Genomic DNA, 17,652 nt, shown 5'->3' with positions numbered 1-17,652 from the left:
TTTTACCGGATGCGCTACGCTACTCCGGCCTGGCACAAATAAAAAACCCCATGCAGGCACGGGGTTTCAGATTTTGCTGCGCAAGCAGAACGTTAGCGCGTCAGATCGTCAAAGAACTTTTTCACGCCATCGAAGAAGCTTTTAGAGCGCGGGCTGTTTTTCTCACCCGTCGGGCCACCAAAGCTTTCCTGCAACTCTTTCAGCAACTGTTTCTGCTTGTCGTTCAGGCCAACCGGGGTCTCCACCACTACGCGGCACAGCAGGTCACCCTGCGCACCACCGCGAACAGATTTCACACCTTTCCCGCGCATACGGAACAGTTTGCCGGTTTGGGTTTCACCAGGCACTTTCAGGTTAACGCGACCGTCCAGCGTCGGCACCTCAATTTCGCCGCCCAGCGCCGCCATGGCGAAGTTAATCGGCACTTCACAGTACAGGTTATTGCCTTCACGCTCGAAGATAGCGTGCTGTTTTACCTGAACCTGAACGTACAGATCGCCTGCTGGTGCGCCATGTTCGCCTGCTTCACCTTCGCCAGAAAGGCGAATGCGATCGCCGGTATCCACACCCGCCGGAATTTTAACCGACAGAGTTTTGGTTTTCTCAACGCGACCATGACCGTGACATTTGTTGCACGGATCTTTGATCAACGTACCGCGGCCCTGACAGTGCGGACAGGTCTGCTGTACGGCGAAGAAGCCCTGACGCATCTGCACCTGGCCTGCACCATGACAGGTCGGGCAGGTTTGCGGCTGGGTCCCCGCTTTAGCACCGCTGCCGTGGCAGACGTCACACTCTTCCAGCGTCGGGATACGGATCTCTTTGGTGACACCACGGACCGCTTCTTCAAGGGTCAATTCCATGTTGTAGCGCAGGTCGGCACCGCGTGAAGCACGCTGACGGCCACGACCGCCGCCGAAGATGTCGCCAAATACGTCACCAAAGATATCGCTGAAGTCAGCGCCGCCGCCAAAGCCGCCGCCACCGCCCATACCACCCTGTTCAAAGGCAGCATGACCGTACTGGTCGTAGGCCGCACGCTTCTGCGCGTCGGTCAGGATTTCGTAAGCCTCTTTAATTTCTTTAAATTTGGCTTCGGCTTCTTTATCACCCTGGTTGCGGTCCGGGTGATATTTCATGGCCAGGCGCTTGTACGCCTTTTTGATTTCACGCTCTTCCGCTGTTTTGGAAACGCCTAAAATCTCGTAATAGTCTTGCTTTGCCATTGTTTTTTATCTGCCCCTAACATGCATGAACGGGCGGAGAGGAAACCCTCTTCGCCCGTGTCAGTAATTACCCAATCAAAGGGCGATTATTTTTTATCTTTTACTTCTTCGAACTCTGCATCGACAACGTCGTCATCTTTAGCATTGTTCGCGGAAGCGTCAGCGCCTGCTGCGCCAGCCTGCTGCTGTGCATGCTGCTGCTGAGCGATTTCCATCAGTTTCTGGGAAACCTGTGCCAGCGCCTGCATTTTCGCTTCAATGTCGGCTTTATCTTCGCCTTTCAGAGAACCTTCCAGTGCAGTCAGTGCAGACTCGATAGCGGTTTTGTCATCAGCCGGCAACTGGTCGCCTGCTTCTTCAACCTGCTTACGGGTGCTGTGCAGCAGATGGTCACCCTGGTTACGCGTCTGAACCAGTTCTTCGAACTTACGGTCAGATTCGGCGTTCGCTTCCGCTTCGCGCACCATTTTCTGGATCTCTTCTTCATTCAGGCCAGAAGAAGCCTTGATGGTGATTTTCTGCTCTTTACCGCTGTTTTTGTCTTTCGCGGAAACGTGCAGGATACCATCAGCATCGATATCGAAGGTGACTTCGATCTGCGGCATGCCGCGCGGTGCCGGGCTGATACCATCCAGGTTGAACTGACCCAGAGATTTGTTATCAGACGCACGTTTACGTTCACCCTGAATCACATGGATGGTTACCGCAGACTGGTTGTCTTCAGCGGTAGAGAACACCTGGCTGTGTTTCGTCGGGATCGTGGTGTTTTTGTTGATGAGCGCAGTCATCACGCCACCCATGGTTTCGATACCCAGAGACAGCGGGGTAACGTCCAGCAGCAGTACGTCTTTCACTTCACCCGTCAGTACACCACCCTGAACCGCAGCACCGATAGCCACAGCTTCATCCGGGTTCACGTCTTTACGCGGCTCTTTACCAAAGAATTCAGCTACTTTCTTCTGAACCATTGGCATACGCGTCTGACCACCGACCAGGATAACGTCCTGAACGTCGGATACGGACAGGCCAGCATCTTGCAGAGCCACTTTCAGCGGGTCGATAGAACGGTTAACCAGATCTTCAACCAGGCTTTCCAGTTTCGCACGCGTCACTTTAATGTTCATGTGTTTCGGACCGGTCGCATCTGCGGTGATGTACGGCAGGTTCACGTCGGTCTGCTGAGCAGAGGAAAGCTCGATTTTGGCTTTTTCTGCTGCTTCTTTCAGGCGCTGCATGGCCAGCGGGTCGTTACGCAGGTCAATGCCCTGATCTTTCTTAAATTCGTCAACGAGGTAGTTGATCAGACGGGTATCGAAGTCTTCACCACCCAGGTGGGTATCACCGTTGGTTGCCAGAACTTCGAAGGTTTTTTCGCCGTCAACTTCGTCGATTTCGATAATAGAGATATCGAAAGTACCACCACCCAGGTCGTACACCGCGATAGTGCGGTTGCCGACTTCTTTATCCAGGCCGTAAGCCAGTGCGGCAGCGGTCGGTTCGTTGATGATACGTTTTACTTCCAGACCTGCGATACGGCCAGCATCTTTGGTTGCCTGACGCTGAGCATCGTTGAAGTATGCAGGTACGGTGATAACCGCTTCCGTTACCGGTTCACCCAGGTAATCTTCAGCCGTTTTCTTCATTTTTTTCAGCACTTCAGCAGAGATCTGCGGCGGTGCAGTTTTGGTGCCTTTCACATCCAGCCATGCGTCGCCATTGTCTGCGGCAACGATTTTGTACGGCATGATAGAAACGTCACGCTGAACTTCTTCGTCCTGGAAGCGGCGGCCAATCAGGCGTTTAATCGCAAACAGGGTGTTTTGCGGGTTTGTCACTGCCTGACGTTTAGCCGGCTGACCAACCAGAGTTTCACCATCCTGGGTATAAGCAATGATAGAAGGTGTGGTGCGATCGCCCTCGGCGTTCTCCAGCACACGTGCAGTAGTGCCATCCATAATCGCTACACAAGAGTTGGTAGTACCCAGGTCGATACCAATAATTTTACCCATCTAAACGTCTCCACTAAAAATTCGGTCAACATGTGGTTGTGAATCTGTAATAAGGGCGAAACGTGCCGTTTCAACTGCCCTGAATCGTTTTTTTTCAGACTCACCACTGCGGTTGACTACAAGATGGGGTCGTAACCGCATCCATCAAGGGGGAAAGGTAAAAAATTTTTTGTATTGCTAAACAGACGGCGGAAAAAAACGCGATAAACAGAAAGCGATGTTTGCGGGAGTTTATTTATCAAATGAATTAATAACGTCAAAAATATTCATTAACCGATTGATAATAAAAACAAAACAGGCACTAAAAGCTCAACTCCCACTTATTGAAATCATTATCCTGCGAGGAATAAAACCTTTTTATGCCAGGGATAATCATGACGCCATTCACCCATGCCTCCGCCAGCCTGTTATTAAGCTTGCTGCTGGTCAACGCGGCCCACGCCAACGATCACAAGCTGTTGGGCGTGATTGCGCTCCCCCGCAATGAAACCAACGATCTGACACTCAAGTTACCCGTTTGCCGGGTCGTGAAGCGTATCCAAATCACCGTCGACCACGGTGATGCGCAGCTCAGCGGGGCCTCCGTCTACTTTAAAGCGGCCAAAAGCGCCAGCCAGAGTTTATCTGTGCCATCCGAACTGAAAGAAGGCGTCACGACAGAGTGGATCAACATTAACAGCGACAATGACAACAAACGCTGCGTGTCAAAAATCACTTTCTCCGGCCATACGGTGAACTCCTCCGATATGGCGACCCTTAAAATCATTGGTGATGACTAACATCACCTGTCATTCACACAGTAGAAAATAAGCAAACCATGAACGTCCCCTATCTTAACGATGACGATCTGCAGTTTCTTCAACACTGTAGCGAGGAGCAACTGGAAAGCTTTGCCCGGTTGCTAACCCATAATGAAAAAGGTAAACGCCGTTTATCCAGCGGCCTGTTGCATAACGAACTGTTTATGGCGATGGACGGCCATCCGGCGCGACATCGGCAAAACTGGCAATTAATTGCCGGTGAACTCCAGCATTTTGGCGGAGACAGCATCGCCAATAAATTTCGCGGGCACGGGAAGCTGTATCGCGCAATTCTGGTAGACGTCGCTAAGCGATTGAGTCTGAAACCGGACAAAACCATGTCCACCTGGGAAATTGAGCATGAACTGCTGGCCCATTTTATCCGCAGCTGCTGGAAAAAAATGACCGACGCACAGAAGGGACGCTTTCTGGAAGCCGTAGAATGCAGAGTTCATGAGCTTGAAACCCTGTTACCACAGCTTATCCAGTCACCGAAGCTGGCGCACGGGGTTTCACACCTGTTAGGGGATCAACTCGGCCATATTTTGCGTACTCATGCCGCCGTCAGCGTCATTGGCCACGGCATGATGCGCGGTGCGGGTCTTGGAGGCCCGGTCGGCGCGGCAGTCAACGGCGTAAAAGCCATGAGCGGCAGCGCTTATCGGGTGACGATCCCCGCCGTATTGCGCATCGCCTGCCTGCGGCGAATCATCGAAAACGCGCGGTTAAGCGCGCATCAATGATAAAAGGGGGAAATATTTCATTTTCCCCTGATCAGATCATAGACAGCCACACTTCGCCTGATTATTATGCCGCGCCCCGCTGCCTGTATCGTTGCGCGGGAAAATTATTTCACCATTTAATGATGATTTTTTTGAGGAATTATGGGCAACACTAAGTTGGCTAATCCGGCTCCGCTGGGTCTGATGGGTTTCGGCATGACCACTATTTTGCTGAACCTGCACAATATTGGGCTTTTCCCGATGGATGGCATCATCCTGGCGATGGGCATTTTTTACGGCGGTATCGCGCAAATTTTTGCCGGCCTGCTGGAATTTAAAAAAGGCAATACCTTCGGTTTAACCGCCTTTACCTCTTACGGTTCCTTCTGGCTGACGCTGGTCGCGATTCTGCTGCTGCCGAAAATGGGTCTGGCCGATGCGGCTGACGCTCATTTCCTGGGTGTGTACCTGGGCCTGTGGGGCGTCTTCACCCTGTTCATGTTCTTCGGTACGCTGAAAGGCGCGCGCGCGTTGCAGTTCGTCTTCCTGAGCCTGACCGTACTGTTTGCCCTGCTGGCAATCGGCCACCTGGTGGATAATGAAAGCATCGTTCATGTTGCAGGCTGGATTGGCCTGGTGTGTGGCGCCAGCGCCATCTACCTGGCGATGGGTGAAGTGCTGAACGAACAGTTTGGCCGCACCGTACTGCCGATTGGTGAATCTCACTAATCGTTGTGGCTCCTGCCTGCGGGCAGGAGCGATATCCGACATCAGCGCGCCAGCGTTTCCAGCATCTCTTCCGAAAGCCCCGTCAGCTGTAAAATCTGTAGCCGATCGATACCGCTTGCGATCATCGCCTGAGCGATTTTGAACGTGGCTTCTTCACGGCCTTTTTCCAGGCCTTGCACCAGACCTTGTTCAATTCCTTGTTCAATTCCTTGTTCAAGCCCCTGCGCCAGACCTTCCTGTCTCAGTTCCTCAGCCAATGTCATGATAACCTCTCCCTGCTGCGATACGCCTTCCGCCAGTTCGCGAAAAAATGCGCTTTTATCTTCGGTGAAACCAACCTGTAGGATATACGTCAGCGCGGTTCGCAGCTGACTATCCGAAGTGTATCCCGCCTGTAAAAGCTTGACCAGCGATGCCGTCAGGGCCATGAGATCGCGCTGACGGATATGCTTTTGCAGGAACTCAAGAATCGCGATCCGCCGATGGGTAAGAATCGCGTCATCCGGGACTTCGGTAATATCAACTAACGGAAAGGGAGCCGTGTAGATCCGCTTTGCCAGCTCCGCATCGGAAAATGCATCAAACCAGCACATCGAGTAGGGATAAGGCCGCGTCGCGCCGTGGTAGAACAGAATCGGTACAACCACCGGCAACGTTTCATGACCCGCTTCAACATGGCGCTGCATCGCCGCCAGCGAGTAACGCATCAGCCGTTGGGTCATCTGTTTATCCGGTTTACTTTGATGCTCAATCAACGCATACAGGTAGCCTTTTTGCTGGTTCATCTGCACCGACCACAGCACATCGGAATAGCGGGCGCGTAAGTCGTCTTCAATAAAGTTACCGGACTCCAGCTGGAGCGTACTTAAATCACACATCGCGCGTACATCTTGCGGAAGATGAATATCCAGAAAATCGCGCGCCGCATCGGGCTGTGTCATCACCTGGCGAAAAAAGGCATCGTGCGGCCCTGCTGAGACTTTCCCTGTCATCGTTTCCTCCTGATAAGCCGATTCGCGGCGCAGTATTACTCCGCCGCGCGTGCCTGTCAGGAATGCATATCTAATCTGGAAGCCTGCTCGTAATTACCCTCCTCCTGCGCATCCTGGCGCAACGCTATCCCCAGAACCAGCCCCAGTAGCGACAACGCCAGTACGTACCATGCCGGAGCCAGCGGCGAGACGCTCATCAGTAACGTCACCACCACAGGCGTCAGGCCGCCAAAGATGGCGTACGAGACGTTATACGAAAAGGAGATCCCGCTAAAACGCACCGCCGGAGGAAACGCGCGCACCATGACGTAAGGCACCGCGCCGACCACGCCGACGCACAAACCGACCAGCCCATAAAGCCCAAACAGATGCGCCACGCTGAGCCCGGCAAAATGATAGAAAATCCAGCTGGAGCCCCCCAGCAGCAGGCTGCCGAGGATAAAGGTGCGACTGGCTCCCCATCGGTCCGCCGCCAGACCGGCGAGCAGACAACCGACGCAAAGCATCACGGTCGCCAGACTGTTAGCCTGAAGCGTCAGGGCAGGTGCAAAGCCGTAGTGCTTTTGCAGCCAGACCGGCGACATCAGGATCACCACCACAATCCCGGCGGAGAGCAGCCAGGTCAGCAGCATCGATACCACCACGGCTTTCCGGTGGTGGACCACCACTGCCTTCACCGGCAGTTCCTGCGCCAGCGTCTTACGCTGCTGCATTTCGAGAAAAATGGGCGTCTCCTGCAACCAGCGCCGCAGGTACATCGCCACCAGGCCAAATGCGCCGCCCAGCAGGAACGGAATTCGCCAGCCACCATCGTGAATTGTTTGCGTCGTCATATTGGTGTTAATTAACGTCGCCACCACGGAGCCAAGTAAAATGCCAACCGTCAGCCCTGCCGTCAGCGTTCCGCAGGCGATACCAGTGCGCCGCGCAGGTACATGTTCCGCGACAAACACCCACGCCCCCGGCACTTCGCCGCCAATAGCCGCCCCCTGAAGAATGCGCATCAACAACAGAAGCAACGGCGCGGCAAGCCCGGCGCTGGCGTAGGTGGGCAGCAGGCCCATCGCCAGCGTCGGCACGGCCATTAGCAGAATACTCAGGGTAAACATCTTCTTACGCCCGACAATGTCACCGAAATGCGCCATCACAATGCCGCCCAGCGGGCGCGCCAGATACCCCGCCGCGAAGATACCAAAGGTTTGCACCTGGCGTAGCCATTCGGGGATATCAGCCGGGAAGAAAAGCTCGCCAATGACGGCAGCGAAGAAGACGAAAATGATGAAATCGTAAAACTCCAGCGCCCCGCCGAGCGCGGCGAGCGTCAGGGTTTTATAATCCTGTCGATTGAGAGGTCGTGCGTAGTGTGACATGAAACCTTCGCCCCTTACGGCATATGTAAACTAAAAGTTAATATACCGTAAGGAAACTGCCACTCCAGCGGAGCGGAAGGTTATCTCATGAATGCGTTACTTTCAGGCGTTCGTTTCGCGACGCGCGCTTTTCGGGCGAAAAGCTGCTACCACCTGGCTGTCGGTTTCGATGTACGGCCCTTCCAGCAGCTGTATACAGTAGGGCACGCTGGCAAAGATACCGTTGACCAACACTTTTCCTTCCGCGTCTTTAACGCCTTCCAGCGTTTCCTCAATCGCTTTCGGCTGACCCGGCAGATTAAGGATTAACGCCTGTTTGCGGATCACGCCAACCTGGCGGGAGAGGATTGCGGTAGGCACAAAGTGCAGGCTCACCTGACGCATTTGTTCGCCAAAGCCCGGCATCACCCGGTCGGCAATCGCCAGCGTGGCATCCGGCGTGACGTCGCGACGCGCCGGACCCGTACCGCCAGTCGTCAGCACCAGATGACAGCTCATTTCATCCACCAGCTCGCACAGGGTTTGCTCAATGATAGGTTGTTCATCGGGGATCAGGCGCGTCTGGAGTTCAAAAGGGGTGGTCAGCGTTTTGCCGAGCCACGATTCGAGGGCCGGGATACCTTTATCCTGATAAACGCCGCTGGATGCGCGGTCAGAGATTGACACCAGGCCGATACGTAAAGTGTTCATAGTCATTCCGTTCAAACTTGTACTGTTAGGCGAAATGATACACGGGAATAACGGGCGATCGCATGACACAGATAAAAAAATAACCCGCCTTCATAACGAAGTGCGGGTTATTTATGCGGAACCTAAGGCTGAATTACAGCAGGTCGCCGATCATTTTTTCCAGTTTTTCCTGGTCGATAGCAAACTTACGGATACCTTCCGCCAGTTTATCAACGGCCATCGGGTCCTGGTTGTGCTGCCACAGGAACTCAGACTCAGTGATACGCGCCGGACGCGCTTTCACTTCGCCGGTGTAAGCCAGTTTACGCTCGATAGCGCCTTCGCTTTCAGCCAGCTCTTTCAGCAGTGCCGGAGCGATGGTCAGGCGGTCACAGCCAGCCAGTTCCAGAATTTCGCCGATATTACGGAAGCTTGCGCCCATCACGACAGTTTCGTAGCCGTGCTGTTTGTAATATTCGTAGATTTCGCTCACGGAAACCACGCCCGGATCTTCAGCCGGTGCGTACTCTTTTTTGTCGGTATTGGTTTTATACCAGTCAAGAATACGGCCCACGAACGGGGAGATCAGGAACACGCCCGCTTCGGCGCAAGCGCGAGCCTGTGCGAAGGAGAACAGCAGCGTCAGGTTACAGTTGATACCGTCTTTTTCCAGCTGCTCAGCGGCACGAATGCCCTGCCAGGTGGACGCCAGTTTGATCAGAATACGGTCGTTGCTGATGCCAGCATCGTTGTAAAGCTTGATCAGACGTTTTGCTTTGGCGATAGACGCATCGGTGTCATAGGAAAGGCGCGCATCCACTTCGGTGGAGATACGGCCCGGGACCAGTTTCAGGATTTCCAGGCCAATGTTTACGGCCAGCTTATCGGTAGCATCGACAACCTGCTGCGCGCGATCGCTGCTCTGGCTACGCGCCCAGGCAATCGCTTCGTCGATCAGTTTACGATACTCAGGGATCTGAGCGGCGCCCAGAATCAGAGAAGGGTTAGTTGTCGCATCCTGAGGCTGATACAGCTTCATCGCCGCGATGTCTCCGGTGTCAGCCACTACGGTTGTGTACTGACGTAGAGATGTCAATTTGTCCGTCATGATAGTGTTTCTCTTTAAACAGCTGTTAGGGGGATGTAACCGGTCTTCTTCGATGATATCACGCCCCAACGTCAGCGCAACTGCCGGAGTCCAGAGAGCGCAGAGTATGATAAACTGATTCATTCAACATTCAGGGCTGGCAATGGTTTGCCCTTAAATTGGTAACGCTTACACGGGCTGAATCGAATCGTGCTTTTCACGGTCATTTTGCACATTGGGCCCCTGTTTCGGCATAAACAAGAGGACGTTTAATGCCTGATTTCCTTTCTTTTATCGGCGAAATCCTTTGGGGTTCCGTGATGATCTACCTGCTCCTCGGATGCGGAGTCTGGTTTACCTGGCGCACCGGTTACGTACAGTTTCGCTATATCCGCCAGTTTGGCAAAAGTCTGAAAGGTAGTCTGACGCCGCAAAAAGGGGGGTTAACCTCTTTCCAGGTGTTATGCGTCAGCCTGGCCGCACGCGTTGGCAGCGGCAATCTGGCGGGCGTCGCCATCGCCATTACCGTCGGTGGGCCCGGGGCGGTCTTCTGGATGTGGGTTTCAGCCATCGTCGGTATGGCCAGTAGTTTCGCCGAGTCTTCACTGGCGCAACTCTATAAAGAAAAAGACGACGCGGGACATTTTCGCGGCGGCCCCGCATGGTACATGGAGCGCGGATTAGGCATGCGCTGGATGGGCGTGGTCTTTTCGATTTTCCTGCTGCTGGCTTATGGCCTGATCTTCAATACCGTTCAGGCCAATTCGATGGCCCGCTCGCTGGAATTTGCTTTCGATACGCCGAAGCTCGCCACCGGGATCATCGCCGGGATCGCCGTTATGCTGTTGATAACACGTAGCCTGAGGCAACTCGCGCGCATGATGCAATGGCTGGCACCACTGATGGCCATTCTGTGGGTCGGCGCCAGTCTCATCATCAGTCTCTGGCACATCGTGGAGATCCCGGCACTTATCGAAATGATCGTGCGCAGTGCCTTTGGCTGGCAGGAAGCCGCCTCGGGCGCAGTGGGATACACCATCAGTCAGGCTATTACTAACGGTTTTCAACGCGGGATGTTCTCTAATGAAGCCGGCATGGGTTCTACGCCTAATATTGCGGCAGCAGCAGCCTCCTGGCCACCGCATCCTGCGGCTCAGGGCATCGTCCAAATGATTGGCGTGTTTATCGATACTGTTATCATCTGTACCGCCAGTGCAATGGTCGTTTTACTCTCCGGCCACGATACTGAAATAGTGACTCACAGCGGTGTTCACCTGATCCAACAGTCGATGAATATGTTGGTTGGCGACTGGGGTGCAGGTTTTGTGGCCTTTATCATGGTGCTCTTTGCCATAACGTCCATCGTCGCAAACTATCTCTACGCCAAAAACAACCTGGTTTTCTTACGCCTGCACAACCGCGTAACCGTTTGGATTTTGAGGGTAGTCACCCTTCTTATGGTGCTGGCGGGTAGCCTGTTGAGTATGCCAGTAATCTGGCAACTGGCAGACGTCATTATGGCGCTCATGGCAATCACCAACCTGACAGCCTTGTTACTGCTTTCTCCGGTAGTGCGCATCATTGCCCGCGACTATCTGCGCCAGCGAAAACTGGGCGTGCAGCCGGTGTTCAATGCCCGCTATTATCCGGATATCGAACAGCAGCTGGCCCCTGGCGCGTGGGATGAGCCGCCGCGCGAATAGCGCGGCAATCACAGCAATCGATCCGCTCACCCGCTTTTTTTGTTAAAGTTGAGTGAAATTTTTAGTAAGGACTGGATATGCTGATTCTGATCTCCCCCGCGAAGACGCTCGATTATCAAAGCGAGCTGGCGACCACGCGCTACACCCAGCCCGAGCTGCTGGACCACTCTCAACAGCTGATTCGCGAAGCGCGGAAACTTTCCGCGCCGCAAATCAAAAAGCTGATGGGCATTAGTGACAAGCTGGCGGATCTCAACGCCACCCGTTTCCACGACTGGCAGCCTGATTTCACGCCGGACAACGCCCGCCAGGCGATACTGGCCTTTAAAGGCGACGTCTACACGGGCCTGCAGGCAGAAACCTTCAGCGAGGCGGATTTCGATTTCGCCCAGAAACACCTGCGCATGCTTTCCGGCCTGTACGGCGTACTGCGCCCGCTGGATTTAATGCAGCCTTACCGCCTGGAGATGGGCATTCGCCTGGAAAACGCGCGCGGGAAAGACCTGTACCAGTTCTGGGGCGACATCATCACGGAAAAACTGAATTCGGCGCTGGACTCACAGGGCGATGACATCGTGGTCAATCTGGCGTCCGATGAGTATTTCAAATCGGTAAAACCGAAGGCGCTGAAGGGCCGCATTATCAAGCCGGTCTTCCTCGATGAAAAAAACGGCAAGTTCAAAGTCATTAGCTTCTACGCCAAGAAAGCGCGCGGGCTGATGAGCCGCTTTATTATTGAGCATCGCCTGACGAAGCCGGAACAGCTGTCAACGTTTAACAGCGAAGGGTATCGCTTTGATGCACCGTCATCCACGGCGGATGAGCTGGTGTTTAAACGTCACGAACAGGCATAAACAAAACGGCGCGGTAAATACCGCGCCGTAGAAGCATTAACGATGGCCGTTCCCCTGGCCGGGGCGATAATCATTCTTGCCCCCGTGATTACCGGGACCATCATGTTTATCGTTATGTTTGTGTTTATCACGATTATCATGATGCGGTTTTGGCGGGTTATGCGCGTGCCAGCGGTTGTCTCGCCACTCATAGTGATTATTCCAGTAATCACGGTCGCGCCAGTGGCCGCCATCCCAGTAATTACCGTTATTATCGCGATCGCCAATCTGGAGCTTCACAGCAGGGATCAGGGTGATTTCTGCTGCATGAACCATCGCCGGAGCCGCCAGCATCATAGACAGTGCAAGGATCACAGGTTTCAACTTCGACATAGGTTATTCCTCATTCATCATCTGCCTTTCGGCCTATGAGATAAGAATAACCTTATAGGACGACGGTTGTTATTCTCCGCAATCCTATTCTGTGATGGCCCGCATCTATTGGTAATTCCTGTGTTTTTCCTGCTTTTTCCGTCCACATTCTCTCCACAATTGCCCGCTTAGCGGGCAATCAGGAGAGGACACCTGTGGATTACGCCTGACTCATCATCAACTGGCGCAGCGCGGCAAAATCCGCCGGCAGGTTATGGGAGAGCAGCGGCAGATCGGCACGGTCCGCCAGTTCTTTCGGCAGCGGCAGTGTTTCCTGCAAAATTTCTTCCACGCTCTCTTTAAACTTCGCCGGATGCGCCGTGCCAAGGAACAGACCATATTCGCCTGGGTTGAGCTGATCGCGCAGCGCGCGGTAAGCCACCGCCGCGTGAGGTTCAGACAAATACCCCAGCCCACGCAGTTCGCGCATGGTCGCTTTGGTGGTTTCATCATCCACGGCGGCATAGCCCAGCTCGTTCAGACGCCAGATTTTACGGCGGAACAGCTCTTCCACGCGCGGCCAGTTGTTCGGCTGGCTGACATCCATGGCATTAGACAGCGTCGCCTGCGTCGATTTCGGCGCCCATTCGCCCTGTTGCAGGAAGCGCGGCACGGTATCATTGACGTTAGTGGCAGCGATAAAGCGTTTCACCGGCAGGCCAAGGGATTTCGCCAGCAAGCCTGCGGTCAGGTCACCGAAGTTACCGCTTGGCACAGAGACCACCAGTTGATTACGGGCTTCCTGCGGCAGTTGCGCGACCGCTTCGAAGTAGTAGCAAATCTGCGCCAGCAGGCGGCTGATGTTAATGGAGTTAGCCGAGTTAAGCCCCAGCGCCACTTTCAGCTCTTCGTCGTCGAAGGCTTGTTTCACCAACGCCTGGCAGGCATCGAAATCGCCGTCGATAGCCACAGTTTCAATGTTGCCGCCCAGGGTACAGAACAGTTTTTCCTGCAACGGGCTGATTTTGCCGCGCGGGTAAAGGATAACCACGCGTACGTTTGGCAGGCCATAAAACGCATGCGCCACCGCCGCGCCAGTATCGCCAGACGTTGCGGTCAGAATGGTAACCGGTTTGTCGCCGCTGATATGGGTCAGCATCTGCGCCATAAAGCGACCACCAAAGTCTTTAAATGCCAGGGTCGGGCCGTGGAACAGCTCCAGACAGCCGACGTCTTCCTGCACCTGGCTTACCGGCGCCGGGAAGGCAAAGGCTGCGCGAACGCGCTCTTCCAGCAACTCCTGCGGGATTTCATCGCCGATGAACGCGGAGAGGATTTTCGCGCTGCGCGGCACGAAGTCCATTTCCAGCATCTCATCCACCTCAGTGAGGTTGAACTCCGGCAGGTCGTGCGGGAAAAACAGCCCCTGATTCTTGCCCAGGCCCTGGGTGATGGCCTGCGCGAAGCTGACCTGCTCGTTGTGATCTTTTAAGTTATAGAGTTTCATCGGTTATCCCACTACTCGTGCGCCCGCCGTGTCCAGCCGGCAAATATGAACGAAGCCTTCCTGATTTTGCAGATAATGTTTGCCCAGCCAGTCAGCCACGCGCTGCGCGGTATCTGGTTTATCACACAGGGCGAACAGCGTCGGCCCGGAACCGGAAATACCACAGGCGAGTGCGCCAATCTCCGCCACCGCCTGGCGCGCCTGGCTGAAGCCTGGCAGCAGTTTGGTGCGATACGGTTCGGCAATCACATCTTTCATCAATTTCGCCGCCAGCAGAGGCTGGCGGGAATAACAGGCATGAATAAAACCGGCCAGATGGCGGCCATGCGCAATACAGTCCTGACGGCGATACTGGGCGGGCAAAATCGCCCGCGCTTCCGCCGTCGATACTTTGATACCGGGGTATGCCAGCACCCACAGCCATTCATCAAACCCCGGAACCTGCTGGCTGATGATGCCGTTTTCCTCGATCATTAGTTGCATGCCGCCCAGATAGCACGGCGCAACGTTATCGTAATGCACGCTGCCGGAGATACGCCCTTCCATCTCGCCCATCAGGGCCAGCATGCGGGTTTCGTCCAGCGGCTTACCGCAGAATTCATTCAGCGCCACCAGCGCCGCCACCACGGAACAGGCGCTGGAACCCAGCCCGGAACCAATCGGCATGTTTTTTTCGAGCGTCATCGCCACCGGAACGGTTTTACCGATTTCCTGGCAGTAACGTTCCCAGCACTGATAAACGATATTCTCTTTTGGCTCAGTCGGTAATTTATCGGCAAAGCGCCCGACATTACGCAGGCTGAAGCTTTCCGCCGCGTCTACCGACACGTTATCGCCCAACAGGCTGCCGTCGATGGGCGTCACCGCCGCGCCTAATACATCGAACCCGACGCTCATATTGGCACTGGAAGCCGGGGCATATACTTTGACCATCTTAAACTCCTAACTTCCATGACAGGGTACGTAACAGGTCAGCGAACACCCCGGCGGCCGTGACGTCGTTCCCCGCACCGTAGCCGCGCAGAACCAGCGGCAGCGGTTGATAATAGTGGCTGTAAAACGCCAGCGCGTTCTCGCCGTTTTTGACTTTGTAGAGCGGATCGTTACCGTCAACGGCGTCGATCTTCACGCGGCACACGCCGTCTTCGTCAATGTTACCGACGTAGCGCAGCACTTTACCTTCATCGCGCGCTTTCGCCACGCGGGCGGAAAATTCGTCATCCAGCTGCGGCAGACGCGCCATAAAGCTTTCGGTATCACCCGAAGCGTCGAAGCTTTCCGGCAGCACCGACTCCACCACCATATCACTCAATTCGAGGCTACGTCCGGTTTCGCGGGCTAAAATAAGTAGCTTACGCGCCACGTCCATCCCTGAGAGGTCATCACGCGGGTCGGGTTCGGTATAGCCCATTTCGCGCGCCACTTTTGTTGCTTCAGAGAAACTCATGCCTTCATCCAGCTTGCCGAAGATAAACGACAGGGAGCCGGAAAGAATGCCGGAGAAGCGTTGCAGCTCATCACCCGCATTAAGCAGGTTTTGCAGGTTTTCGATCACCGGCAGGCCCGCGCCGACGTTGGTGTCGTAGAGGAATTTACGCCGCGATTTCTCTGCCGCGTGGCGCAGCTGGTGATAGTAATCCATCGACGAGGTGTTCGCCTTTTTGTTCGGCGTGACCACGTGGAAGCCTTCGCGCAGGAAGTCAGCATATTGATCGGCAACAGCCTGGCTGGAGGTACAGTCAACAATCACCGGATTGAGCAGGTGATACTCTTTCACCAGGCGAATCAGGCGGCCAAGGTTAAACGGCTCTTTTGCTTCTGCCAGTTCCGCCTGCCAGTTTTCAAGATTCAGGCCGTGCACACTGGTGAGCAGCGCTTTTGAATTCGCCACGCCGCACACGCGCAGGTCGATATGTTTGTTTTTCAGCCATGCCTGCTGGCGCTTGATTTGCTCCAGCAGCGCCCCGCCGACGCCACCGACGCCAACCACAAACACTTCAATCACCTGGTCGGTGTTGAACAGCATCTGATGCGTGACGCGCACGCCGGTAGTGGCATCGTCGTTGCTGACCACCACGGAAATCGAGCGCTCAGACGAGCCCTGAGCAATCGCCACAATATTGATATTGGCACGCGCCAGCGCGGCAAAGAACTTCGCCGAGATCCCGCGCAGGGTACGCATACCGTCGCCGACGACAGAGATAATCGCCAGGCGCTCCATGATCGCCAGCGGCTCCAGCAGCCCTTCTTTCAGCTCCAGATAGAACTCATCTTCCATCGCCTTCTTCGCCCGCGCGCAATCGCTTTGCGGCACGCAGAAACTGATGCTGTACTCGGACGATGATTGAGTGATCAACACCACGGAGATACCCGCGCGCGACATGGTGGCGAACACGCGCGCCGCCATGCCTACCATGCCCTTCATGCCGGGGCCGGAGACGCTGAACATCGCCATGTTGTTAAGGTTAGAAATGCCTTTCACCGGTAAATCATCTTCCGCGCTGCTGCCGCCAATTAGCGTACCTGGCGCTTGTGGGTTTCCGGTGTTTTTAATCAGGCAAGGGATCTGGAATTGAGCGATAGGGGCAATGGTACGAGGGTGAAGGACTTTCGCGCCGAAGTAGGAGAGCTCCATGGCCTCCTGATACGACATACTCTTCAGCAGGCGGGCGTCGGGCACCTGTCTCGGGTCGCAGGTATACACGCCATCGACATCGGTCCAGATTTCACAACAGTCGGCACGTAAACAGGCAGCCAGCACGGCGGCGGAGTAATCAGAGCCATTACGCCCCAGCACAACCAGTTCGCCCTTCTCATTGCCTGCGGTGAACCCGGCCATCAGGATCATATGGTCAGCCGGGATCTGGCTGGCGGCGATACGGCGGGTGGATTCGGCGATATCGACGGTAGATTCGAGGTAATGGCCCGTCGCCAGCAGTTTTTCGACCGGATCGATAACCGTCACGTTGTGGCCGCGAGCACGCAGCAGCCCCGCCATGATGGCGATAGAGAGTTTTTCGCCCCGGCAAATCAGCCCGGCGTTAACGCCGTCCGGGCACTGACCCAGCAGGCTGATACCATGCAGAATGTGTTTGATTTGGGCAAATTCGCTGTCGACCGTTTGTTTGAGTTCAACCAGCGGGAACCCCGGCTGGGCCGCAGCAAGCCCCTGAAGAAGTTCGGAAAAAATGCGTTCAGCGTCGTCGATATTGGAAAGGGCATCCACCCCGCCGATGGTTTTTTCGATCATCGCCACCAGGTGATTAGTGATTTTCGCCGGGGCAGAGAGCACGGTCGCTACCTGCCCCTGCCTGGCGTTGCTCTCCAGGATATCGGCAACACGCAGAAAACGTTCTGCATTTGCCACTGATGTACCGCCGAACTTCAAGACTCGCATGGTTGTTACCTCGTTACCTTTGGTCGAAAAAAAAGCCCGCACTGTTTAGGTGCGGGCTTTTTTCTGTGTTTCCTGTACGCGTCAGCCCGCACCGTTACCTGTGGTAATAGTGGTGGTTGTCATGGTGATAATAATGCTGATGCGAATCATGGATGTTGTGTGCTCTGTTATTTTTACGCTGTCTGTGCGCTGTACCTATATTGGTTAAAGTATCTGCCCGCTTAAGTCAACGAATT

Annotated in this window: 15 protein-coding genes and 1 other annotated feature; of the genes, 5 read left to right on the top strand and 10 right to left on the bottom strand. The window is 54.7% G+C overall.

Annotation, left to right across the window (positions count from 1 at the left end; genetic code table 11):
- Positions 1–92: 92 nt before the first annotated feature.
- The gene (dnaJ, locus tag AC1MKH_RS03440) at positions 93–1,226 is read right to left on the bottom strand and encodes a molecular chaperone DnaJ (protein WP_015965988.1); all 1,134 of its coding nucleotides are present in this window, start codon (positions 1,224–1,226) and stop codon (positions 93–95) included.
- 86 nt (positions 1,227–1,312) lie between these two features.
- Complete coding sequence (gene dnaK, locus AC1MKH_RS03435; protein ID WP_276221938.1) at positions 1,313–3,235, bottom strand: molecular chaperone DnaK; 1,923 nt, start codon at positions 3,233–3,235, stop codon at positions 1,313–1,315.
- A 374-nt stretch (positions 3,236–3,609) separates the two neighbouring features.
- Here dnaK and AC1MKH_RS03430 point away from each other — a divergent pair, with 374 nt between their 5' ends.
- The 3 genes from AC1MKH_RS03430 to satP all read left to right on the top strand — a co-directional run bounded on the left by AC1MKH_RS03430 (position 3,610) and on the right by satP (position 5,486).
- Positions 3,610–4,014, top strand: a complete 405-nt coding sequence (locus AC1MKH_RS03430; protein ID WP_370516875.1) for a DUF2541 family protein — start codon at positions 3,610–3,612, stop codon at positions 4,012–4,014.
- 38 nt (positions 4,015–4,052) lie between these two features.
- Positions 4,053–4,778 carry an acidic protein MsyB gene (gene msyB, locus AC1MKH_RS03425; protein ID WP_276221936.1) on the top strand — a complete coding sequence of 242 codons (726 nt, stop codon included), beginning with the start codon at positions 4,053–4,055 and terminating at the stop codon, positions 4,776–4,778.
- A 141-nt stretch (positions 4,779–4,919) separates the two neighbouring features.
- Complete coding sequence (gene satP / locus AC1MKH_RS03420; protein ID WP_231825430.1) at positions 4,920–5,486, top strand: acetate uptake transporter; 567 nt, start codon at positions 4,920–4,922, stop codon at positions 5,484–5,486.
- Positions 5,487–5,527: 41 nt separating this feature from the next.
- On the opposite strand, the gene AC1MKH_RS03415 is transcribed toward satP, so the two are convergent.
- The 4 genes from AC1MKH_RS03415 to tal form a co-directional block, all read right to left on the bottom strand.
- Positions 5,528–6,478, bottom strand: a complete 951-nt coding sequence (locus tag AC1MKH_RS03415) for an Rpn family recombination-promoting nuclease/putative transposase (protein WP_276221934.1) — start codon at positions 6,476–6,478, stop codon at positions 5,528–5,530.
- A 56-nt stretch (positions 6,479–6,534) separates the two neighbouring features.
- The gene (locus AC1MKH_RS03410; RefSeq protein ID WP_276221933.1) at positions 6,535–7,848 is read right to left on the bottom strand and encodes an MFS transporter; all 1,314 of its coding nucleotides are present in this window, start codon (positions 7,846–7,848) and stop codon (positions 6,535–6,537) included.
- A gap of 102 nt (positions 7,849–7,950) precedes the next feature.
- Positions 7,951–8,538, bottom strand: a complete 588-nt coding sequence (gene mog / locus AC1MKH_RS03405) for a molybdopterin adenylyltransferase (RefSeq protein ID WP_276221931.1) — start codon at positions 8,536–8,538, stop codon at positions 7,951–7,953.
- Positions 8,539–8,671: 133 nt separating this feature from the next.
- Positions 8,672–9,625 carry a transaldolase gene (tal, locus tag AC1MKH_RS03400; RefSeq protein WP_276221929.1) on the bottom strand — a complete coding sequence of 318 codons (954 nt, stop codon included), beginning with the start codon at positions 9,623–9,625 and terminating at the stop codon, positions 8,672–8,674.
- 251 nt (positions 9,626–9,876) lie between these two features.
- Here tal and AC1MKH_RS03395 point away from each other — a divergent pair, with 251 nt between their 5' ends.
- Both AC1MKH_RS03395 and yaaA read left to right on the top strand, forming a co-directional pair.
- On the top strand, positions 9,877–11,307 hold the full coding sequence (locus AC1MKH_RS03395) for an alanine/glycine:cation symporter family protein (protein ID WP_276221927.1): 1,431 nt from the start codon (positions 9,877–9,879) through the stop codon (positions 11,305–11,307).
- Between the two features lie 77 nt (positions 11,308–11,384).
- On the top strand, positions 11,385–12,161 hold the full coding sequence (yaaA, locus tag AC1MKH_RS03390; protein ID WP_276221925.1) for a peroxide stress protein YaaA: 777 nt from the start codon (positions 11,385–11,387) through the stop codon (positions 12,159–12,161).
- A gap of 36 nt (positions 12,162–12,197) precedes the next feature.
- On the opposite strand, the gene AC1MKH_RS03385 is transcribed toward yaaA, so the two are convergent.
- The 4 genes from AC1MKH_RS03385 to thrA form a co-directional block, all read right to left on the bottom strand.
- Positions 12,198–12,533, bottom strand: a complete 336-nt coding sequence (locus AC1MKH_RS03385) for a DUF2502 domain-containing protein (RefSeq protein ID WP_276221924.1) — start codon at positions 12,531–12,533, stop codon at positions 12,198–12,200.
- Positions 12,534–12,732: 199 nt separating this feature from the next.
- Positions 12,733–14,019 carry a threonine synthase gene (gene thrC, locus AC1MKH_RS03380; protein ID WP_276221922.1) on the bottom strand — a complete coding sequence of 429 codons (1,287 nt, stop codon included), beginning with the start codon at positions 14,017–14,019 and terminating at the stop codon, positions 12,733–12,735.
- A 3-nt stretch (positions 14,020–14,022) separates the two neighbouring features.
- On the bottom strand, positions 14,023–14,952 hold the full coding sequence (thrB, locus tag AC1MKH_RS03375) for a homoserine kinase (protein WP_276221920.1): 930 nt from the start codon (positions 14,950–14,952) through the stop codon (positions 14,023–14,025).
- Position 14,953: 1 nt separating this feature from the next.
- On the bottom strand, positions 14,954–17,416 hold the full coding sequence (gene thrA / locus AC1MKH_RS03370; protein ID WP_276221918.1) for a bifunctional aspartate kinase/homoserine dehydrogenase I: 2,463 nt from the start codon (positions 17,414–17,416) through the stop codon (positions 14,954–14,956).
- 25 nt (positions 17,417–17,441) lie between these two features.
- Positions 17,442–17,559, bottom strand: a sequence feature (Thr leader region).
- Positions 17,560–17,652 lie beyond the last annotated feature (93 nt).

The organism is Pseudocitrobacter sp. CD920760, assembly GCF_057782505.1.
Note: the sequence above shows the minus strand (reverse complement) of the source record. Positions and strands in the feature narration are given on the sequence as shown.